Genomic DNA, 22,601 nt, shown 5'->3' with positions numbered 1-22,601 from the left:
TCTATATAAAGAATGGGCTTTTTATAATACCCATCAAGTAAACAGCTAACATAAATAGAAAAAGATGAAACAGATTATTTTTATTTTTATGGCTATCTTATTAGCAACAGGAATGGCTACGGCACAACAGAAGGCAATCATTTCGGTAGATAACACTTCCCACGATTTCGGAGTTATCAAAGAAGCGGACGGGAAAGTATCACATACATTTAAAATAACCAATACAGGCGATGCGCCATTGGTTCTTACACGTGTTATTGCCTCTTGTGGATGTACAACTCCGGAATGGACCAAAGAACCGATTGCTCCGGGAAAGACCGGTGAAGTGAAAATCACTTATGACCCCAAAGACAGGCCGGGTCCGTTTACCAAATCCATATCTGTCTACAGCAACGGAAAAACCGGCAGCTACATTCTGACTATCCGGGGAGATGTTCAATAACTTATTTGGAAAGTATAAGCAGTATATGCCTGATTTTAAGAAACTACTTATAATTCTGACCGGTATATTGTTTTCTATAAGCAATATACCGGCGCAGGATAATGCAACAATAAGTGCTGACGAATTAGTCTACAACTTTGGTACAATCGCCGAGGCTGACGGACCTGCCAGCCATACATTTATAATTAAAAATACAGGTAACAGTCCTTTGGTCCTTACCCGGATTACCGCATCCTGTGGCTGTACCCAGCCGGAATGGACAAAAGAACCGATAGCCCCGGGGAAAACAGGGGATGTAAAGGTTACTTATAACCCCAAAGGCCGCCCGGGACCGTTCTACAAAACAATCTCTATTTACAGTAACGGCAAAAGAGGCAGCTATACGCTTGCCATAAAAGGAAATGTGACACCGAAACCTACCCAACCCGTATTCGTTTATCCGTACAGTATAGGAGATTTAAAACTGGAGAAAAAGAGAATCGTATACAATAGTATCCGTTCGGATGAAGTGCTGGGTGAAAAAATTAATATCACGAACGATGGTAAAACCTCTTTTGCCATCCATATAGGTAAAGCACCTCACTATCTCACCGTACAAACGCAACCGTCGACACTTGCTCCGGGAGAAAAAGGTGAAATTACGCTCCTTTTCAATGCCAAAGAGGTAAAGAAAAAAGGACGCATCATTTCAGAGATTCCAGTAACGATAGAAAGTATCGGAGAAAAAAAACATAAAACAGACCATCTGTTTGTTGCAGCTAACATCATCGATAACTTCAGTAAATTATCCGCAGCAGACAAAGCAGGAGCTCCCGTTGCACAGTTATCGGGGACATTGCTCGATTTCGGGAAATTACCATCCAAAGGAGGCGGTCTTCCTCTGATAGGTGGAAAAGTTACCGGAACAATCGATATTACAAATACCGGAAAGTCTCCACTTATTATCTACAGTGCTACCTGTGATGACGAACGGTTGGACATCTCTGGAGGAAAAAAAGAAATAAAACCCGGTGCCACAGCCACCTTTAAAGTGAGCCTGCGCCCGAAAGAAATAAAAACAAATCTGGAAACCCTTGTCCATTTCGTAAGCAACGATCCGAACGGTCCGGTACGTATGGTTAAGGTAACCGCTGAAAAATAAATACACATCCATATGGAACATCCGGAAAACGACGATCTATACAAAGGTTTAAAGGTCAACAAGGGTGTGACGGACATGCCAACCGTAAACCCGTACCTGAAGAAACGTCTTCAACGTAAAGAATACACCCCTTCCGAATTTGTAGAAGGGATATTGAAAGGGAACATTACCATCCTCAGCCAGGCTGTAACCTTGGTGGAAAGTTCCAAATACGAACACCAGCAGGTAGCGCAGGAAATCATTGAAAAATGCCTGCCTCATGCCGGAAAATCCGTACGTATCGGTATTACCGGCGTACCGGGAGCAGGGAAAAGTACCTCTATCGATGCTTTCGGTATGCACCTTATCAATGAAGGACGCAAGTTAGCTGTCTTGGCTATCGACCCAAGTAGCGAACGCTCCAAAGGGAGTATATTAGGAGATAAAACCCGTATGGAAGCCCTTTCACGCGAGAAAAATGCATTTATCCGTCCTTCGCCATCAGCAGGTTCCCTGGGAGGGGTAGCACGTAAAACCCGTGAAACCATCGTGCTTTGTGAAGCTGCCGGATTCGATACAGTATTCGTTGAGACTGTAGGGGTCGGTCAAAGTGAAACAGCCGTTCATTCGATGGTCGATTTCTTCCTGCTCATCCAACTTGCCGGAACAGGGGACGAATTGCAAGGTATCAAACGCGGTATTATGGAAATGGCAGACGGCATTATCATCAATAAAGCGGATGGAGACAATATCGACAAGGCAAATCTGGCTGCCGCCCAGTTTAGAAATGCCCTTCACCTTTTCCCACCCGCAGACTCCGGCTGGTTCCCCAAAGTATTAACGTATTCCGGATATTATAATCTGGGTATTAAGGAAATCTGGGATATGGTAGGCGAATATATGGAGTTCACCAAAAAGAACGGTTACTTCAATCATAAACGTAACGAACAAGCGAAATACTGGATGTACGAAAGCATCAACGATACATTACGTGAGACATTCTACCATAATCCGGCTGTTGAAAGCATGTTAGGCACAACCGAAAAGCAAGTGCTTAATAATGAAATAAGCTCCTTCGTTGCCGCCAAGCGGATGATGGACTTGTTCCTCAACAACCTCGCGAAATAATTGACAGTTGACAAGTGACAGTTGACAGTTTTTTTCGGCTTTCAGCCGATTATATATCGGGCGCGAAGCTAATTGTCAACTGTCAATTGTCAATTGTCAACTATAACATTCGTTCTATATTGCAAAGGCGAAACGCCTTTATGCTTCTTGAAAAACTTTCCAAAGGCGGACTGGTCTGAAAAATTCAGCATATCGGATATTTGCTGGATAGTAAAATCCGGATTTCTCAAATAGATTTCAGCTTCACGCATTAAGGCTTCGGCAATCCATTTATTAACTGTTTTTCCGCTAAAGCTCTTCAAGATGCGGGATAAGTATTCAGGAGTAATACATAGCTCACGGGCATAGAAAGTAACGGAATGCTCTTCCTTACAATGATTATTCAACAATTGGATAAACAAAAACAATAATAAATCCTTGTTCGACGGGTTCAGATTCACCTGCTCCCGGTTCGCCTGATAAATAATATTATTCATTTCCAGACAGAAGCCCCGCAATTCATTTAAAACAAGGTCCCGTTGCCAGGCATGTTTCGTACGGTCTATATTCTGTTCGATACGGTGAAAGCAATTCTCCAGTAATTCCCCATCCTCCTCGCTCAATTTCAATACCGGACGGCTAAGCCGGGACGCAATATAGGCAGCCGGCATACGGCGGCTGTTCAACATTATTTCTCCAAATAAATTCCGTTCGATAATCAGATGGTAACCCAGAAAATCCGATGAGAAATGCATGCCTCTGATTACATGCAAATCCATAATATCGAGTAAAAAGTTATCCGATAAATGATAGGTCGTATTATCTATCGTGACGTCCACTTCCCCTTTGCGGACCAGGAATATAGAAAATGCATCCAGGCGAATAGCCGTATCTTCGCTTATTTTAGGCTTCTTAGGCCCATTTCCCTTAAGCTCCAACAGAAATAATTTGTCCTGATAAGATTTTCCATCCAGATTAAGACGAAGGAAATCTTCTATACTCACATGCAACACCTGCTCTTCCATCAATCTTTTTCAAATTTGAACCAAAGATAAACCTTTTTACCATACTTAAAACAAGAGTTCAAATTTGGAACAATTATATCCGATTAAGAACCACTTCCGAACAGGAATAAACACTGACATTTGCAGCGGTTATTAGTTAAGGCAGCAAAGAGTAAAAGTAACAAACGATTCTCATTCTAACACCCACTAATTGAGGTTTAGGTTTTGGAACAGTCCAACTGCCGGATTTATTGAATAAAACAGCAAAAAGATGAAGAAAGATTTAATTGCCAGATGCTTAGGCAGCATCGGGGTAGGGATTTTATGCATTATCGCCAGTTCCTGTAAAGAACAACCTGCCATGACGGCAAACAATGAGTACAAAGTACTACAAGTATCAACCGCTAACAAGTCATTGAGCAGCGCCTATTCCGCAACCATACGCGGACGGCAGGATATCGACATTTACCCGCAGGTATCCGGCTTTATCACCCGGTTGTGCGTAGAAGAAGGACAGGAAGTAAAAAAAGGACAACTGCTGTTCATTATCGACCAGGTTCCTTATCAGGCCGCTTTACAAACGGCTACCGCCAATGTTGAAGCAGCCCAGGCTGCCTTGAATACGGCAAAACTTACATTCGACAGCAAAAAAGAACTGCATGCCCAGAATGTTGTTTCCGCTTTCGACTTACAGACAGCCGAAAACTCCTGGTTGAGTGCCAAAGCCCAACTGGCACAAATGAAAGCACAGGAACTGAATGCCCGCAACAACCTCTCTTACACGGAAGTCAAAAGCCCATCCAACGGAGTAGTCGGGACCCTTCCTTATCGTGTAGGTGCATTAGTCAGTGCCAATTTGCCCCAACCGCTTACAACCGTTTCCGACAATTCGGATATGTACGTTTATTTCTCTATGACGGAAAACCAACTATTGGCACTTACCCGCCGGTACGGTTCAAAAGCGAAAGCGCTCGCCGAAATGCCTGCAATCGAACTACAGTTAAACGACAAATCCAGTTATCCGGAAAAAGGAAAAATAGAAACCATCAGCGGAGTTATCGACCGGAATACCGGAACCGTAAGCCTGCGTGCCGTTTTCCCGAATAAAGAGGGTTTATTGTATAGCGGAAGTTCCGGAAATGTAATTATCCCGACAGAGCGCGAGAACAGTATCGTCATCCCGCAAGCCGCCACCTACGAAATCCAGGACAAAGTATATGCTTTTAAAGTCGTAGACGGAAAAGCAACTTCCACACAAATTAAAGTCACCCGTGTAAACGGCGGCAAAGAGTTTATTGTGGAAGAAGGACTGGCTCCGGGAGATGTCATTGTAGCAGAAGGAGTAGGCTTGTTGCGTGAAGGCACCCCTATACAGGCTAAACAGACAACCGCATCCAACAACTAACAGACAAAAGGAAAAGAAATCATGAAACTAAGAACTTTTATAGAGCGTCCCATCCTTTCCGCAGTTATCTCCATCACGATAGTTGTGGCAGGACTTATAGGGTTGTTCACCCTGCCGGTCGAACAATATCCGGACATCGCCCCTCCTACTATCCAGGTAAGTACGACTTACTTCGGAGCCAGTGCGGAGACCTTGCAGAAAAGTGTTATCGCCCCGTTGGAAGAAGCAATCAACGGTGTGGAAAACATGACCTATATGACCTCTACGGCAACCAATGCCGGAACAGTCGATATCACGGTTTACTTCAAACAGGGAACCGACCCGGATATGGCTGCCGTAAACGTACAGAACCGTGTATCCAAAGCAACCGGACAGTTACCGGCAGAAGTAACGCAGGTGGGTGTGACTACCTCCAAACGGCAAACCAGTATCCTGCAAATGTTCTCCCTCCACAGTCCGAACAATACGTACGACGACAATTTCCTTGCCAACTATATCAACATCAACCTGAAACCTGCGATTCTCCGTATCTCCGGCGTAGGCGACATGATGGTTATGGGAGGCAGCTACAGTATGCGTATCTGGATGAAGCCGGATATTATGGCACAGTATAAACTGATACCGTCGGATGTGACATCAGCCCTTGCCGAACAAAACATCGAAGCGGCAACCGGCTCTTTCGGCGAAAACTCGGATGAAACCTACCAGTATACAATGAAATATACCGGGCGTTTGATGACACCCGAAGAGTTCGGGGAAATCGTTATCCGCTCCACCGAAGACGGAGAAGTACTGAAACTGAAAGAAATTGCAGATGTAGAATTGGGAAAAGACAGCTACGCCTACAAAGGCGGTATGGACGGCCATAACTCCATCTCCTGTATGATATTCCAGACAGCAGGTTCCAACGCAACAGAGGTAAACCAAAACATCGACAAACTGCTGGAAGAAGCGAAAAAAGAGTTACCCAAAGACGTGGAAATCGACCAGATGATGAGTTCCAACGACTTCCTGTTTGCTTCCATCCACGAGGTTGTTAAAACACTGCTTGAAGCCATCCTGCTGGTAATCCTGGTGGTTTATTTCTTCTTGCAGGACTTCCGCTCTACGATTATCCCTTCGGTAAGTATTGTTGTTTCGCTAATCGGTACATTCGCATTCATGACTATCGCCGGATTCAGTATCAACCTGATTACCTTATTTGCCTTAGTCCTTGTAATCGGTACGGTGGTGGACGATGCGATTGTCGTGGTCGAGGCGGTGCAGGCCCGATTCGACGTCGGGTACAGGTCGTCTTATATGGCAAGTATCGATGCGATGAAAGGGCTCTCCTCTGCAATTATCTCTACCTCTTTGGTATTTATGGCGGTGTTTATCCCTGTCTCTTTCATGAGTGGGACATCCGGTACTTTCTATACCCAGTTTGGTCTGACGATGGCGGTTGCCGTAGGTATTTCCACCATCAACGCATTAACACTGAGTCCGGCATTATGTGCACTGATATTAAAACCTTATATTAACGAAGACGGTACACAAAAGAATAATTTTGCCGCCCGTTTCCGTAAGGCTTTCAATGCGGCTTTCAACTCTATGATTGAAAAATACAAAACAGGCGTTCTTTTCTTCATCAAACGCAAATGGCTGGTTTGGTCGCTTCTGGCATGTTCCATCGCCGCTCTTGCCGTATTGATGAATACCACCAAGACTGGTTTGGTTCCGGATGAAGACCAGGGCGTATTATTCGTAAATGTCAGTACCGCAGCCGGAAGTTCCTTAAAGACAACCGATGATATTATGGTACAGATAGAACAACGCCTGGAAGGTATCCCACAGGTGAAACACATCCAGAAAGTCAGCGGTTACGGCTTGTTGGCAGGACAGGGTAACTCTTTCGGCATGCTGATTATCAAATTGAAACCGTGGGACGAACGTACCAACGAGGAAGACCATGTACAAGCTGTCATCGGACAAGTATACGGCAGGACGGCCGACATCAAAGATGCAAGCATCTTCGCTATCTCTCCGGGTATGATTCCGGGATACGGTATGGGTAATGCTTTGGAACTGCATATGCAGGACAAATCGGATAGCGATATAGGCACATTCTTCAACACCACCCAACAATACCTGGGTGCATTGAACCAGCGTCCTGAAATCTCGATGGCTTATTCAACCTTCGATATCCGTTATCCGCAATGGACTGTCAAAGTGGATGCCGCCCAATGCAAACGTGCCGGAATCACTCCGAATGCAGTGCTTAGCACACTGTCCGGATATTACGGAGGACAATATGTTTCCGACTTCAACCGCTTTTCCAAAGTGTATAAAGTAATGATACAGGCAGACCCTCAATACCGTTTGGACGAAACCTCACTGAACAATACGTTTGTACGGATGGCGAATGGCGAAATGGCGCCTCTCAGCCAGTTTGTTTCTCTTACACGCAGCTATGGTGCAGAAAGCCTGAGCCGTTTCAATATGTACAACTCCATTGCCGTAAATGCCATGCCGGCTCCCGGATACAGTACAGGTGATGCAATCAAAGCCGTTAAGGAAACAGCCGAGCAGGCACTTCCCAAAGGATATGGTTACGACTTCGGCGGTATCACCCGCGAAGAAAACCAACAAAGCAATACAACACTGATCATCTTTGCCATCTGTATCCTGATGATTTACTTAATCCTGAGTGCGCTTTACGAAAGTTTCTTAATCCCGTTTGCCGTAATCCTTTCTGTTCCGTTCGGATTGATGGGTAGTTTCGTGTTCGCCAAGTTAATGGGGCTGGAAAACAATATCTATCTGCAAACCGGGTTGATTATGCTTATCGGGTTGCTGGCAAAGACTGCTATCCTGCTGACTGAATATGCCTCCGAACGCCGTGCCGCAGGAATGAGCCTGACCTCCGCAGCCTTATCCGCAGCCAAAGCCCGTCTGCGTCCTATCCTGATGACGGCGCTGACCATGGTATTCGGCTTGCTTCCATTGATGGTGGCAACCGGTGTAGGTGCCAACGGTAACAGTTCATTAGGAACCGGAGCCGTAGGCGGTATGTTAATCGGTACGCTTGCCTTATTATTTATCGTACCGACTTTATTCATCGTATTCCAATATTTACAGGAAAAAGTTCGTCCGATACAATTCGAACCTACACACGACTGGCAGATACAAGAGGAAGTAGTAACTGAAACCGTCGAGAGACAACAATATCTCGACAGCAAAAAGAAAGAGGAATAAACATGAACTATAAAAATACATTTTTACTGACCGTCGCAGCCCTCTCACTGAGTGGCTGCGGCATCTACACCTCCTATAAGCCGGCAACGGATGTCCCGGAAAACTTATACAGGGAGGAAGTAGCGGAAACCGATACTTCCGGCATCGGAGCACTTGCCTGGCAGGAACTCTTTACCGACCCGCAATTGCAAGCGCTGATAGAGGAAGGATTGGAAAATAACACAGACTTACGCACCGCCCATCTACGGGTACAGGAAGCCGAGGCGGCTTTAATGACCTCTCGCTTGGCTTATCTCCCGGCATTATCCCTCACTCCGCAGGGGACAATCAGAAGTTTTGATGGAAGCAAAGCATCCAAAAGTTACCAGTTACCGGTTTCCGCCAGTTGGGAAATCGATATATTCGGCAAACTGACCAATGCGAAACGCAGTGCGAAAGCCGCTCTCGAAGAAACAAAATCCTATAGGCAGGCCGTCCGGACACAACTAATTTCCACAATAGCCAATACCTACTATACACTTTTATTACTCGATAAACAACTTGCCATCAGTGAACGGACGGCTGCTCTTTGGAAAGAAAACGTACGAGCCATGTATGCAATGAAAAAAGCAGGCTTAAGCAATGAAGCTGCCGTATCTCAGGCTGAGGCCAATTGCCTTTCCGTAGAAGCCTCCCTCCTGACGCTTCGCCAACAAATCAACGAAGCGGAGAACAGCCTTTCCACGGTACTCGGCAAAACACCTCAGGCTATCGAACGGGGTACGCTCGATAATCAGGCTTTTCCTCAGACATTGACAACAGGAATACCTTTGGATTTATTGAAGAACCGTCCGGATGTACAACAGGCGGAATACGCGCTTGCGCAAGCCTTTTACGGGGTAAACAAGGCACGCAGTTCTTTCTATCCCAACATCACCCTGAGCGGTTCTGTAGGATGGACGAATAGCGGTGGCGGCATCATTTCGAACCCGGGGGCCTTATTGCTACAGGCTATCGGCTCATTGACACAACCGTTATTCAATAAAGGTGCGAATATCGCCAACCTGAAAATAGCCAAGGCACAGCAGGAAGAAGCGACTCTTGCTTTCCATCAAAGTTTGCTGAATGCAGGAAGCGAAGTAAACAATGCACTGAAACAATGGCAAACGGCACGTGCACGCATCACGCTGGGCGAGAAACAGGTCACATCCCTGCAAACCGCAGTAAAAAGTACGCAATTATTAATGGATCATGGCACTACTACCTATCTGGAAGTATTGACTGCCCAACAATCTTTGCTACAAGCCCGGTTAAGTCTGGAAGCTGACCGGTTTGATGAAATACAAGGTGTTATCAGTTTATACCATGCCGTAGGGGGTGGCGCTACCGAAGAATAAAAAACTTTCTTTCCGATTATTTAGAAAAGGGTTGTTTGACTAAACGAGATACGTTTTTCCAGACAGCCCTTATTTTTCATTTTACACATACACATTCAGATATTTCCAGCTAAACCTGCCTTCTTTTTCAGGTGATGAAAAGGGTCTATCTTTATACTTTTCAATGTAAATTTAATAGATGGAATACAAATGAGAAGAAAGAAAAAGGAAGGACAGCCGGTATTATTGGAAGAATGGCTTGGTCTGTTGGTGGCAAGGGTGCGTGCCGCAGGTCATGTACATACAGCATCCAATTATGAAAGTGCTTTACGCTCTGTGCAGAAATATTTAGGCACGGATGCCGAAGGCTTTCTCCTTTCGGAGATGGTACCAAACTGGGTGGAAAGGTATGCCGCCTACCTCAAAACACAATGCGGCCTGAAAGCGGGTAGTGCAAACTGCTATTTCCGCAATCTGCGTGCAGTGTATAACAAGGCGGTAAAGGAAGGGATAATGTCTTCTCCCGGTATTTCCCCTTTTCGTGGAGTATCCATCCCGGTACCCCCTACCGCCAAACGTACGCTTTCGGTGGAGGATATGCGGATAATAATGGGAGCCATACTACCTGCCAGGCTGTCGCTCTGCACTAAAAACAATCTGACCCATGCACGTGATATCTTTTTGTTTCTTTTTTATGCGCGTGGCATGTGCTTTGTAGACGTGTTCAACCTCAGGAAAGAGAATGTGCATGGCAACTATATCGGTTACAGCCGCAGTAAAACAGGAGTGGCATTGCAAATCAAAATTACCCCTGAGATGAAACAGTTGATGGAGCGTTATAAAGATACCGACAGCCCCTACCTGTTTCCCTTCCTCCGCGAAAAACTCCGGGGCAATGGAGGCAATGTCTGTTGCAAATCCGCCCTGCGGCGTATCAATCGACATCTTGAAAAGCTGGGCGGTATGCTTGGCATCAGTAATCTGGTTACCACCTATTCGGCTCGGCATACCTGGGCTTCGCTTTTAGAGTCGTGCGGGGTAAATACGTCAGTCATCAGCCAAGGATTGGGACATAGTTCGGAACGTGTAACACGTATCTATATGAAAGGCATGCCTTCACATGTGCTTGACGAAGCAAACGAACACATGTTAGACCGTTTTATACGAGGAAGTAAAGAAATAGAGAGGAATGTAAACAATAATTGTCTCCTTCTTTGTAAGAAAGAGACATTCCATATTTTCAAGTCTGCCTTTTTATTGTAAATCAAGGCTTATATGGCTGCAAATGTACAAGTTATTCTAACATAAACAAGTAATTTGGATAAAACGTAAACAAACTCTAACGCATATTCTTTAATAAATAACTTTCGACAAAACTGATTTTATTTAGAATTAGATTCTTAACATCCTGAATTTCAGTGAGTATTTTGTTGTTATTATCCTTTGTCTCTTTCTTACAAAGAATGGGACAAAACTAAAGGGTAACGGATAAAACAATGATAAAGACAAAAACTCAAGTTCCGGAAAAGGTCTTGCTGAAAATTTTGCTGCTGCGACAGCCCGTATTCACATATGGTTGCGTGTTGTGGCCCGGCCGGCTGCGTCCGTAAAGGGCCTTTTTGTAAAAAAGATGTAATTACCAATTTTTGTATTATGTATTAACAACTAAACAATCAGTTAAAATGAAAAGAACATTATTACTATTACTGTTATTAACAGTAGCGTTTTCAAGCTGTAAAAAGGATGACCCTGTAATTGTAGAATACACGGTGTCTTTTGAATCCAACGGGGGCAGCGGCCTGTCTCCCGTTAAAGTACCCGAAGGGGGCAAAGTGACCAAACCGGGCGACCCGATCAAAGAGGGGGAAACTTTCCTCGGCTGGTATAAGGAGACTGCTTTTACCACTGTTTGGGATTTTGAGAAGGATGTGGTTACTCAAAACCTTTCCCTGTATGCCCGCTGGTCTAATCCGGGTGAAGTGGTTTATACGGTATCTTTTGACACGGATGGAGGTAGTGAGATAGAAGCTGTATCCGTTTTAGATAAAGAGACAGTGCTAAAACCTGCCAATCCTGAAAAAACAGGTTTCGAGTTTAAAGGCTGGTATTCCGATCCTGAGAAAGTAACGGTGTATGACTTTGAGTCTCTTGTTACAGCCGATATTACTTTGTATGCAAAATGGTTGAAATCCGAAGTAGCCCTTGTCGATTTTAATGTATCAGAATTGGCTGCGAACGGTATAGAGTGGGATGTTGTAACCAAGACGCTTGATATAACAAATGCGACCGGCAGTGCTACCCTTTATTTTAATGTGTCAGGAGTTTCTTCTGTAGATGTTAAACCAATCCACGCATATGACACACATGCTAAATCTATCGGCGGTGTCAGCGTGTTGAACGATATGGTAATAACAGGAGCAACTGTAAATGGCAAGATTGGTATGGAAGTCAAAGTCCCCGTTCAGGATGAAAATTTGAGAGTACCTTTGGATGTGTATGTAACGATCAGCGACGCCGGTAATGCGGGTAAATCAGAAATCATCACCATCACGAGCCGCCCGAATTACGCAAATACAGATTTCCAACCTGTCATGATGAAGACAACAGATGATAAATTAGTCTTCTGGGCTCCGATAAATGTCGGTGCAACAGTAATGCCTGAAAAGGCTTCATCGGATCCCAATACCGATATTACCGAGTCTTGCGGTCAGTTGTTCCAGTGGGGTCGTAAGTTTGGTTTTGCTGCAACGAATGATGCAACAACGACTGATGCTGATAAATTTGATGGTACAACCGATCCGTTAGGTTTTCCAAAAGGTCAGGGTGCTCTTGCTGAAATGAGCAAATGGGATAACAAGTTTATTGTAAAGAGTGCTTCTTCCCCTAATACCTGGTATAACTGGTTACTTTTTAATGAAGATGGTAGTGACAATCCTGCCGATGCTGATATGATTGATGGCGAATGGTATCAGAAGTTGTGGAATAAAGGTAGTGAGGATGCTCCTGTTAAAACCGAGTACGACCCTTGCCCAGAAGGTTGGCGTGTTCCTACGCAGTCTGAATGGGAGGCAATTGGTGCCGGAAATACTGCTGTAACTAAAGAATGGGATTCTGCTAATAAATTACTATCCATCGCCGGTGCCGAAAGTGGCCAGAAGCTCATTTTGCCTGCTGCGGGCTACCGTGACGTCAGTTCCGGCGCTTCCTACTATCAGGGTAGCGGCGGCTACTACTGGTCATCGTCGGTTCTGTCAAACAGTGCGCGCCACGCGTACTTCAGTAGTGCCACGCTGGGTACGGGCACGGGCACCCGTGCCAGCGGGTACTCAGTGCGTTGCGTCCAAGAATAAGAAAAGTCGGCGAATTGCCGACCGTATTCGATTGATTTGATTGATCTCCCCGAAGACGTTCAAAGGCAGAATACAGTGTTGAAAAACAGCTTCGTACTGATACGGAGACAGAATACAGCACTGTATTTCCTCTCCGTACCGGTACGAAAAAGGTACATAGTACTATTTTACACCTCCGTGCCCGTACAGATACACAAAATAGTACTAAAAAGCCCTTTCGTACTACTACGAAAGCATCAAATAGCACTAAAAAGCCACTCCGTACTGATGCGGAAGCACAAAATAGTACTAAAAAGTCGTTCCGTACCGATACGGAGGTATAAAATAGCACTATGTACCCCTTTCGTATTGGTACGGAACGTTTTCATCCATAAATTATCCACTTAAAAACAGAATAACAATGGCTAAAATTCAAAATTTCCCCAAATCAAGATTACGGAGCAACGAACTGCTCGCAGCAGGACGCGCCATCGAACAGCAAATCCAAACAGCAGGAGCCTCCGCATTGGGCGTAACCGGCCCTTTCGAGAACTTCCGAAAAGCATTACAGGCTTACGACGACAGCCTGGTTAAACTCACCAAAAGCGTAATGACCACAGAAATGCGCGCCGCCGACAAAAAGCGCGATTCCATGCAATCCGCTATCCTCAGCCAAATACGAACGTTTGCCAACCATTTCGAGGCCGACAAGCAAGCAGCAGCCAAACGGCTGATTCCCTTTGCCGACAAATACAAAAATACAACCCAACTCAGCTTCAACGACCAGACTGGTATGACGGAAAACTTCATTCAGGCTACCGAATCCGATACGATGAAAGCGGATTTCGCCGCCCTCGGTCTGACCGCATGGGTAAGTGAACTCAAAAAAGCAAATGCCGAATGCGCCGCCCTCTCCGATGCACGCCGTACCGAATCCGGACAACGCAACACTCCGCAGAAATCCGTAGATACTCGCCCGGCATTCGATGTCGCCTACGAAACGTTAGTTGAAGCATTGAATGCACTTGCACTGGTGAACGGCGACAGCAAATATCTGGAACTTTTCACCTGGTGGAACGCCATGATAGACGAATTCCGCGTTTCCGTCTCCCTCCGTCATGGAAAAGGCAAAGGCGGCAAAACCGATAGTGGCAACAGCAACCGCCCCAACCCTGATGCTGGTGACGGCAACGGAGGAAGTGACGGGGATAAACCGGAGGAACTGTGAATCAGTTGACAATTGACAGGTGACAGTTGACAGTTGGGCTTCGCACCCGGTATACAAATCGGCTGAAAGCCGAAATAACTGTCAACTGTCACTTGTCAACTGTCACTTGTCAACTGTCACCTGTCACCTGAGTAGTTATAATTAGCTATTTCCCATCAATTTCTTTCTGCCTATTTTTGCAGCCTAAAACAAAATGTATGCAGCAAATAATTGAATTAGCAAAAAGGAACCGGGAAAAAGCATGGGAAGTGATTCGCCGGACAGATATAATAAATATCTGGCAATCCGTCGGGGCTGAAATCAATCTGGTGGGTTCGTTAAAGACCGGACTGTTGATGAAACACCGGGACATCGATTTTCATATTTATTCCTCTCCCCTTACGCTGGCGGATAGCTTTCAGGCGATGGCCAAGCTGGCGGAAAACACATCCATCAAGAAGATAGAATGTACCAATCTGCTCCACACCATCGAGGCTTGCGTGGAATGGCATGCCTGGTATCAGGATGCAGAAGGCGAACTCTGGCAAATGGATATGATACATATCCGGAAAGGCTCCCGGTATGACGGATATTTTGAACATGTGGCGGAACGTATTTCCGCAGTGCTAACCGAAGAGACAAGAAATACAATCCTCCAACTTAAATATGAAACGCCTGAAACGGAAAAGATTATGGGAGTTGAATATTATCAGGCAGTTCTTCAGGATGGTGTACGCGACTATGCGGAATTTAAGGCATGGAGGGAAGCACATCCGGTGATGGGGGTTTTGGAGTGGATACCGTGATTCAGGTGACAGATGACAGGTGACAGTTGACAAGTGACAGGTGACAGTTAATGGGGCAATAAGCCTAATTGCTGTGCTTGGTTGATGGCTTCTATTGCATTTTGAACGCCTAATTTATGCAGTAGGTTCTGACGGTGGATATGTACCGTATGGATACTGATGCCAAGTTTTCCGGCGATTTCCTTGCTTAGGAATCCTTGCCGGATAAGTTGCAAGACCGCTAATTCCCGCTGTGTTAACAGGATTTCCGGGACGGATGATAAGACAGGAGAGAACGTTTCTCCATTCCGTAGGTTCAGTACGGTACAATCAACGGATGCGGACTCTTTCTGGCTGGGGGCGATATCCATATTACCTATAATGAGCCAGGCTTTCCCATTACGGTCTTGCTCCAATACCTGATGTTTACTGACTACCCGCACATACTGTTGCTTGGCATTACGTACACGGAAAGTATACATATTACAATAGTCATTTCTTTGCCCGGCAGGCAGGCTATAAATAAACTTGCCCAGATTGACTTGCAGCATCTCCAATTGTTGCCTGTCGTCCGGATGGATTCGCGACTCCAGATAATCCCCTTGCTTCTCCAACGTAGCTATCTTATGGCTGTCATACCCCAATAAGTCCACAAAGTTTGCAGAGGCAAAAGCATAGTTGCATTTACAGACATCGACAACAAAGGTGCAGCTCCGGGTTAATTCCGACATTTGCCGGAGCATGGTTTTATCACGCTCCCAAACACCGTAATCCACATCCGAAGCCGACAAATGTTGCTTCGCCCACAACTCTTCCCTGGTTATATCAATTGTTTTCATGCAGTATAAATAAACATCCCTATTCCGTTAATTAGTACTGCACAAAAGTAGTCACTTTTTTTAATGGTTTACTCCTTCGAACAAGTCCCGGTTATCCCGCGAGCTTTGCGAACTCCGCTTGAAGTTATTGAAGGTATAGCTTATGGTTAATGTGACAACCGGATCTTTCGGCCGGATATGGGTAATGGATTCCAGATTTGCCGTTGTAATATCACTCCGGTAACGGGCGGAGTTGAATATATCCCGGAAGGATAAAGTACCTTGCAGGTTCGGACTAAACAATTGCTGGCGGATAGCCAGATTGACAAACCAGAAGGAGTCCGAACGTCCCTGAGTGGTAACAGACGGACCTACAAAGTTTCCATCCAACTGGATACGGGTATTTTTATGAATACGAAACAGGTTATTGACGGTAATATCATAATTGGTACTGGTTTCCTTCTTTCCTCCAGAATTCAGATGGTTTACCACCTTGTAATAGTAAACGCTTCCGTTTACATTCAGGTTCCACCATTTATTTACGGTAAACTGCCCGCTTAGTTCTATACCCAACGCATGGTCGTTGCCGACATTTGCCATCGAATCCAGAGTCACGCCTGCCTGATACGGGACACGCAAGCGTTCGATTTTATCTTTACGCGCCCTGTAAAACAGGCTGGATTGAAAAACTTGTTCCCCGAAAGTCTTCTTATAATTCAATTCATAGGAATGTATATATTCCGGGCGTATATCCGGATTGCCGATTTCCGCTGTATAGTAGTCACGGTAAGTAATATAAGGTTCCATATAGAAAAGTTCCGGACGGTTTGTACGGTACGAATAGGCAAAAGTCAATTTCTGTTCATGGGGCAGTGTATAGCCGATATGTACAGAGGGGAATACTTCAAAACGGTTTACCGTGCGGTCTGCCCCTTTAATGGAACTGCGCAATACCTGATGCGTATGTTCGCCTCTGACACCGACCTGTGCATCGAAGGCTTTATAGCTGTCGCTCCCCAACAGGTAAACGGAATGAATGCCCCGTTGGAAATAGAACGTATTATAAATATCATCACGCCAGTAAAACTCTTTTTTTGCAGGGTCCCAGAATTGCATGCTGTAATCGCCGTCTTCCAGATAAGAATGATACTGGTAACCGCTTTCCAAATGTCCCGTCTTGCTATACGGATAATTGTAACCGATATTCCCCCTCACCGTCCAACGGATTTCGTCCTCCCAGGCACGATGTCCCTGCTGCCGTTGGTTCTCTTTGTCGAAAAGGTCGCTTTGGAAATATTCAAGGGGATTTCCCTCGTATCCCAGCATAAAGCTACCGGTAAGCTGATGCCCTACCTCATTAAATTTATGCGTAAAGCTCGCTTTTCCGATATTGACGGTCGAATGCAGGTCGAAGTCATCCAGACTGTTGTGCTCCGATTTTACGGATTTGCCGTCTGCATCCGTACGAACCTCCGTATAATCCAGGTTTCCATCCCGGGTAAACTTATCATATACGATTTGCAATTCTGCATTTATCGACGTTTTAGGAGAAAAAGCATAGTCGATTCCTCCTCGTAAGCCATAATGGTAATTTTTACCTTTTCTCGGACCATTGGAAATGGAAGTGGTGGTTATATGATCGACAATCGTAGTCTTTTCCTGTTCAAAATCACTCTTTCGGATCGGCTGGTTCCAATGCCCGGCGAAATGCCACTGCAGTTTATTTAATTGCTGGGAGATAAGAAAGTCTACGCCGTTGGACAGCGCCGTACTGCCATAGAGATTAGCCATGCCATTGATGCCCTCGCGTTTATTCTTCTTCGTAATAATATTAATCATCCCGACTTCACCATCCGTATCATAACGGGCCGAAGGTGTAGTGATAATCTCTACATTCTCTATCTGTCCGGCAGGTATCTGTTGCAAGGCCTGGGTACCTGAATAAAAACTGGGCTTTCCATCGATATATACTTTAAAGCCGCTACTTCCCCTGAATGTCACTTCGCCATCCACTCCTACCCGGATGGAAGGCGTGTTCTCCAGAATATCGACCGCCGTTCCCCCGCTTCCCATCAGGTTATTGGACGAATCGATAATCTTCTTATCCAATTTATAAACGATTTGTCGTTTGGTTCCTTCCACCACAACTTCCGAAAGACCGACTTCCAGCGGTTGCAGCTCGATAATTCCTATATCCAACAGAGGTTCGGAAGAACGGAGACGAATCATATCTTGTGTATATACATCATACCCGATTAGCCGTACCACCAATGAATATTCCCCATCTCCAATATCCGACAACAAGAAACTGCCATTAGCTTCCGACAAGACAGAGGAAACAGCTATCGTCCCCCCCTTTTTTAATAAGATAACATCTGCCAACTCTATCGGATTGCCTGTTCCTTTTTCCCGGATTATTCCTTTTAGCCGCGGAGAAACGGCAAGGAGAGTATTGAAACTACAAACAAAAAGAATTAGAATTAAAGTACTTTTCATAACTACTGATTTATAATTGTCCTGCAAAGCTAACCAAGGAGTATCTATCTGGAGTAAAGGTGATTTTATATCTAACAGGCGTGTCATGGAAAGAGATGGATTTGTCGTAATCTGACACAGTAAAGAGAAGGAATAAAGCTATATTTGTCCATGATTTCATTTTTGAATATGAAAAAAGGGAAGAAAACATGTATCTGTTTTCTGATATCCTTCCTTCTTTTGCAAATTGCCGTTCCTGCCAAAGGCTTCAACTTGCGGAAAATAAACAATGCCGAGAATCTTGCCAGCAGCAATATTCTTTCATTCCATCAGGATGAAAAAGGATTCGTATGGATTGGGACAGGCCGGGGCATAGATATGTATGACGGCAAGCAAGTCGTAAAATATAGCCCGGAACATACTGAGAACTTTTTCACCGGTAGCCGAATCAACCGGATAGAACAAACAGGGGACAAACAGGTATGGATTCAGACCTACCACGGATTGCATAAGATTGACCTCAGAACTTCCGCTATCGAATCGTTCGATATGTTCAACAGGATTGCTTTTCTGGAGAAAGACAAACAGGATAATATTTTTCTTATACAAGGCAATAACAGCATTTATTACAAATCAAAAAAACAAACACAGTTCGAGCAGAAATTCATTCCTGCATTGAGGGCGAATGATGTTGCGGACTTTTTCATTGACAATTCCAACAGATTGTGGATCGTCCGGAAGAACGGCAATTGTTCTTCTTTTTCCTTACACACAAACGGACAAGGCGATATTGACTTTATTCCCATGCCCGACTACAAGCATCCGACAGGTATCCTCTATTGTACAAATGACAACAATCATACCTTGTATTTTGTAGACGAAACTTATACGCTTTATGAATATAATACCACGGCTCAAAGCATTCTTTTCATTTGCGACCTGAAAACATCCCTGCCCGGAAAAGATAATATATCGTCACTACTAAAATTTCATGATGACTACTTCATTGGTTCTAAAACGGATGGTTTATTTCTGCTTAGAAAGAACAACAAGGGATATGCCCTTGAGAAGGTAGATATACCGGGAGAAGTCAATTGTTTATATCGAGACCGGTTTCAGGATATCGTATGGATTGGAACTTCCGGGCATGGGGCCTATACTTACTCCATCGATTTATACTCCATTACTTCCGCTTGCCTGAATGATTTCACACTGAATATGCATCAGCCTATAAATGCGTTATTTGTAGACAGGAAAAATACATTATGGCTGGGTAGCAAGGGAGATGGCATCCTGCGGATTTTCGATTTCCAGCCGGATAAAAGTATCAAAGACCACCAAATGGAATTGGTTACGGCTTCCAATAGCCTGTTACCGGATAATACAATCCTCTCTTTTGCAGAAAGCAGGCAAGGCAATGTCTGGATTGGCAGCGAACAGGGACTTAGTTATTTCAAGCTCAAAGACAACAAAGTGATTCCTGTGCCTTTATCGTTTGAAAAGAACACGATTGAATCTGTATCGGATATATACGAACAGGACTCCCTGTTATGGATTTCCACAATCGGGATGGGTATTATAAAAGCGAAACTCGAATGGCAGAAAGACACCCCCACAGTAACCGCCATAAAACAATTCACCGTAAAAAAAGAGGATGAACTTACAAACCTTTTCTATCATATATATCCGGAAAATGATTCCATCCTGTGGTGTATGAATAAAGGGGAAGGCATTTTCAGATTGAACAGCGTTACGTCTGAATTTGAAAATATACGTTTCGGAGGAAATACAATCAATGAAACCAACGTTATCCAAAAAGATGCTTTTGGAAATTATCTGATCGGGACTAATTACGGACTGGTAAAGTATCATGCCGGAGATTATAAAGTTCTGAATGATGCCAATGGATTCCCGAACAATAGTATCTACGGCATTCAGCCTAATTCTCATTTCAGTTACTGGTTAAGCACCAACCGGGGACTTCTTTTATATCATGCCGAAAACGAATCGTTCCGGACTTACGACCAGCACAATGGCCTATCCGTTCTGGAATTTAGCGAAGGTGCATCATTTACAGACGAAAAGAGCCATACAATCCTCTTTGGAGGCAGTAATGGATTTGTCGCCATACGGAAAAACTATTTTGACGAAGGGCAACATTATATGCCCCCTGTTTACTTTACGACAATAACCATACAGGACAAACAGTTCCCAATCGAAAAAATCCTTTCCCGGAAAGGAGACGATACGTTTCTAAAATTAGCTCACGACCAAAACTCTTTCACCCTTTCCTTTGCTGCGACAGACCACTTGAACGGAAACGGATATACCTATTATTACAAATTAAACGGGGATAAAAATAAATGGACGGACAACGGAAACTCCAATGCCATCTCGTTTGCGGATTTCCATCCGGGCAATTATAAATTATATGTGAAGTATTACAATCATGTATTGGGAAAGGAAAGTTATATCTATAAAATCAATATTCGGATATTCCCTCCCTGGTATGCCTCTCTATGGGCTTACTGCATCTACATAGCTTTGGCGCTGGCTGGCATACTGTTAATTGCTCAAATACTGATTGCCCGCAACAAAAAGAAAAAGGCCGAGCAGTTGCAAAAGATAGAACAAAAGCATAAAGAAGAAATCTACGAATCCAAACTCCGGTTTTTCACAAACATATCCCATGAATTTTGTACGCCCCTGACGCTTATTTACGGTCCCTGCAACCGCCTGATGGAACAGAAAAACCTGACCGGCTCCGTCAAAAAGTACACATCCATAATCAAGCAAAATGCGGAAAGGCTCAACTCATTGATTCAAGACCTGATTGAGTTCAATAAGATTGAATCCGGATATAAACAACCGGTAATCCTGCCTATTGATATGACAACGGTTGCCGGTAAGCTGGCTGAGTCATTCACAGAAGTTGCAGAATCCCGTAAAATCGGATTTGAAAAAGAAATAGCGCCTTTCCTGAAATGGAACTCGGACAAAGATTTTATCGTAACCATTCTCCTAAACCTCTTGTCGAATGCGTTTAAATACACGGACAACGAAAAAAGAGTAAGATTAGCAATTCATATTGCACAAGACCACCTCTACATTACCGTTTCCAACACGGGCAAAGGCATAGCCGGAAAAGATATCCCTACCCTGTTCGACAGGTTTCACATTTTACAAAGTTTCGAACAACATGATACCTCTTTCTGGTCACGAAACGGATTGGGACTTGCCATCTCCTACAATATGGTTCATTTATTAAAGGGGACCATCGAAGTGGAAAGTATTCCGGATGAATGGACGCATTTCAGAGTGAAATTACCTTATCTCGAACCATCTTCTGTAGAAACAGAAAGAGAAGAGGCTGTTTTATTGCCTGATTACAAACCGGAACAAAATGCCACATTGCAAATCCCGGAATGTACGATGGATGAACTAAAACCAACGCTTCTGATTGTGGATGATGAAGCGGAAATACGGTGGCTTATCTTTGATATATTCAGAGAGGATTATAATGTATTGACCAGTCCCAGCCCGGCTGAAGCCCTGGAACTATTAAAAGAGGTTCACCCCGACCTTATCATTAGTGATGTTATTATGCCTGGTATGGATGGCCTGACTTTCTCACGGCTGGTAAAATCGGATGAAACAACAGCCCATATCCCTTTCATTTTGCTGTCTGCCAAACGGGAGATTGAAGGGCAAACCGAAGGATTGGATGCAGGAGCGGAACTTTATATAACCAAGCCTTTTAATGTAGAATACTTAAAATCATCCGTACGCCGCTTGCTGGAAAGAAAGGAACACCTAAGGGAATATTTCTCTTCACCACTGAGTTCGTATACCTTAGAAAACGGTAAACTCTCCCATAAAGAGCACAGGAAGTTCATCAATGATATTCTAAAGATTATAAATAAGAATATCAGGAACAAAGACTTGTCTGCCCAGCTGATAGCTGAAAAGATGAATATGGGACTTCGCACTTTTTACCGCAAACTGGAAGATGTGGAAAACATATCACTCTCCGAGCTAATTAATAACAGCCGGTTAATAAAAGCTACGGACTTGCTTATAAAAACGAAACTAACAATCGATGAAATCGTTTTCCAATCGGGTTTTACAAACCGTTCCTCCTTTTACCGGATATTTTCAAAGAAATATAACTGTACACCTACAGAATACAGGAAGCAGCATAACATCAATCATTACGAATCAGCGGATTAATGATAAGGCGCCCAAATTCTATTTTTTTTATGAAATCTCTTGACTCGTACCTTAGGGCAGGATTTATCTTTGCATCATAAACCAACTGCG

Annotated in this window: 14 protein-coding genes; 11 read left to right on the top strand and 3 right to left on the bottom strand. The window is 44.3% G+C overall.

Annotation, left to right across the window (positions count from 1 at the left end; translation table 11 throughout):
• Positions 1-64 precede the first annotated feature (64 nt).
• The 3 genes from ACGE0T_RS02255 to meaB are packed head-to-tail and all read left to right on the top strand — an operon-like array spanning position 65 to position 2,690.
• Positions 65-442 (top strand): DUF1573 domain-containing protein, encoded by a 378-nt coding sequence (locus tag ACGE0T_RS02255; protein ID WP_459188931.1) that lies wholly within the window; start codon positions 65-67, stop codon positions 440-442.
• Between the two features lie 25 nt (positions 443-467).
• Positions 468-1,583, top strand: coding sequence for a DUF1573 domain-containing protein (locus ACGE0T_RS02250; protein WP_459190401.1), 1,116 nt, complete (start codon positions 468-470; stop codon positions 1,581-1,583).
• Between the two features lie 12 nt (positions 1,584-1,595).
• Positions 1,596-2,690, top strand: a complete 1,095-nt coding sequence (gene meaB / locus ACGE0T_RS02245; protein WP_459188930.1) for a methylmalonyl Co-A mutase-associated GTPase MeaB — start codon at positions 1,596-1,598, stop codon at positions 2,688-2,690.
• A gap of 89 nt (positions 2,691-2,779) precedes the next feature.
• Here the strand turns inward: meaB and ACGE0T_RS02240 are convergent, their stop codons facing one another.
• Entirely contained in the window at positions 2,780-3,694 is a 915-nt protein-coding gene (locus ACGE0T_RS02240) for a helix-turn-helix domain-containing protein (RefSeq protein WP_459190400.1), read from the bottom strand.
• A gap of 250 nt (positions 3,695-3,944) precedes the next feature.
• Here ACGE0T_RS02240 and ACGE0T_RS02235 point away from each other — a divergent pair, with 250 nt between their 5' ends.
• The 7 genes from ACGE0T_RS02235 (at position 3,945) to ACGE0T_RS02205 (ending at position 15,009) form a co-directional block, all read left to right on the top strand.
• Complete coding sequence (locus ACGE0T_RS02235; RefSeq protein WP_459188929.1) at positions 3,945-5,078, top strand: efflux RND transporter periplasmic adaptor subunit; 1,134 nt, start codon at positions 3,945-3,947, stop codon at positions 5,076-5,078.
• 21 nt (positions 5,079-5,099) lie between these two features.
• On the top strand, positions 5,100-8,312 hold the full coding sequence (locus ACGE0T_RS02230) for an efflux RND transporter permease subunit (RefSeq protein ID WP_459188928.1): 3,213 nt from the start codon (positions 5,100-5,102) through the stop codon (positions 8,310-8,312).
• 2 nt (positions 8,313-8,314) lie between these two features.
• On the top strand, positions 8,315-9,688 hold the full coding sequence (locus tag ACGE0T_RS02225) for a TolC family protein (RefSeq protein WP_459188927.1): 1,374 nt from the start codon (positions 8,315-8,317) through the stop codon (positions 9,686-9,688).
• A 189-nt stretch (positions 9,689-9,877) separates the two neighbouring features.
• Complete coding sequence (locus ACGE0T_RS02220) at positions 9,878-10,930, top strand: tyrosine-type recombinase/integrase (RefSeq protein ID WP_459188926.1); 1,053 nt, start codon at positions 9,878-9,880, stop codon at positions 10,928-10,930.
• A 419-nt stretch (positions 10,931-11,349) separates the two neighbouring features.
• Positions 11,350-13,017, top strand: a complete 1,668-nt coding sequence (locus ACGE0T_RS02215; protein WP_459188925.1) for an InlB B-repeat-containing protein — start codon at positions 11,350-11,352, stop codon at positions 13,015-13,017.
• A 400-nt stretch (positions 13,018-13,417) separates the two neighbouring features.
• The gene (locus tag ACGE0T_RS02210) at positions 13,418-14,224 is read left to right on the top strand and encodes a DUF6261 family protein (RefSeq protein WP_459188924.1); all 807 of its coding nucleotides are present in this window, start codon (positions 13,418-13,420) and stop codon (positions 14,222-14,224) included.
• 197 nt (positions 14,225-14,421) lie between these two features.
• On the top strand, positions 14,422-15,009 hold the full coding sequence (locus ACGE0T_RS02205) for a phosphoglycerate mutase family protein (protein ID WP_459188923.1): 588 nt from the start codon (positions 14,422-14,424) through the stop codon (positions 15,007-15,009).
• Positions 15,010-15,056: 47 nt separating this feature from the next.
• Here the strand turns inward: ACGE0T_RS02205 and ACGE0T_RS02200 are convergent, their stop codons facing one another.
• On the bottom strand, positions 15,057-15,827 hold the full coding sequence (locus ACGE0T_RS02200) for a LuxR C-terminal-related transcriptional regulator (RefSeq protein ID WP_459188922.1): 771 nt from the start codon (positions 15,825-15,827) through the stop codon (positions 15,057-15,059).
• Positions 15,828-15,887: 60 nt separating this feature from the next.
• A complete protein-coding gene (locus ACGE0T_RS02195; RefSeq protein ID WP_459188921.1) occupies positions 15,888-18,302 on the bottom strand; it encodes a TonB-dependent receptor in 2,415 nt (804 codons plus the stop codon).
• Between the two features lie 168 nt (positions 18,303-18,470).
• Here ACGE0T_RS02195 and ACGE0T_RS02190 point away from each other — a divergent pair, with 168 nt between their 5' ends.
• Entirely contained in the window at positions 18,471-22,511 is a 4,041-nt protein-coding gene (locus ACGE0T_RS02190; RefSeq protein WP_459188920.1) for a hybrid sensor histidine kinase/response regulator transcription factor, read from the top strand.
• The last annotated feature ends 90 nt before the right edge of the window (positions 22,512-22,601 follow it).

It is taken from the genome of Parabacteroides sp. APC149_11_2_Y6 (assembly GCF_054506995.1).
Note: the sequence above shows the minus strand (reverse complement) of the source record. Positions and strands in the feature narration are given on the sequence as shown.

Bases quoted from the DNA above. Each gene is read 5' to 3' on its own strand.
- ACGE0T_RS02255 (WP_459188931.1), top strand. From the start codon at position 65: ATGAAACAGATTATTTTTATTTTTATGGCTATCTTATTAGCAACAGGA.
- ACGE0T_RS02250 (WP_459190401.1), top strand. From the start codon at position 468: ATGCCTGATTTTAAGAAACTACTTATAATTCTGACCGGTATATTGTTT.
- meaB (WP_459188930.1), top strand. From the start codon at position 1,596: ATGGAACATCCGGAAAACGACGATCTATACAAAGGTTTAAAGGTCAAC.
- ACGE0T_RS02240 (WP_459190400.1), bottom strand. From the start codon at position 3,694: ATGGAAGAGCAGGTGTTGCATGTGAGTATAGAAGATTTCCTTCGTCTT.
- ACGE0T_RS02235 (WP_459188929.1), top strand. From the start codon at position 3,945: ATGAAGAAAGATTTAATTGCCAGATGCTTAGGCAGCATCGGGGTAGGG.
- ACGE0T_RS02230 (WP_459188928.1), top strand. From the start codon at position 5,100: ATGAAACTAAGAACTTTTATAGAGCGTCCCATCCTTTCCGCAGTTATC.
- ACGE0T_RS02225 (WP_459188927.1), top strand. From the start codon at position 8,315: ATGAACTATAAAAATACATTTTTACTGACCGTCGCAGCCCTCTCACTG.
- ACGE0T_RS02220 (WP_459188926.1), top strand. From the start codon at position 9,878: ATGAGAAGAAAGAAAAAGGAAGGACAGCCGGTATTATTGGAAGAATGG.
- ACGE0T_RS02215 (WP_459188925.1), top strand. From the start codon at position 11,350: ATGAAAAGAACATTATTACTATTACTGTTATTAACAGTAGCGTTTTCA.
- ACGE0T_RS02210 (WP_459188924.1), top strand. From the start codon at position 13,418: ATGGCTAAAATTCAAAATTTCCCCAAATCAAGATTACGGAGCAACGAA.
- ACGE0T_RS02205 (WP_459188923.1), top strand. From the start codon at position 14,422: ATGCAGCAAATAATTGAATTAGCAAAAAGGAACCGGGAAAAAGCATGG.
- ACGE0T_RS02200 (WP_459188922.1), bottom strand. From the start codon at position 15,827: ATGAAAACAATTGATATAACCAGGGAAGAGTTGTGGGCGAAGCAACAT.
- ACGE0T_RS02195 (WP_459188921.1), bottom strand. From the start codon at position 18,302: ATGAAAAGTACTTTAATTCTAATTCTTTTTGTTTGTAGTTTCAATACT.
- ACGE0T_RS02190 (WP_459188920.1), top strand. From the start codon at position 18,471: ATGAAAAAAGGGAAGAAAACATGTATCTGTTTTCTGATATCCTTCCTT.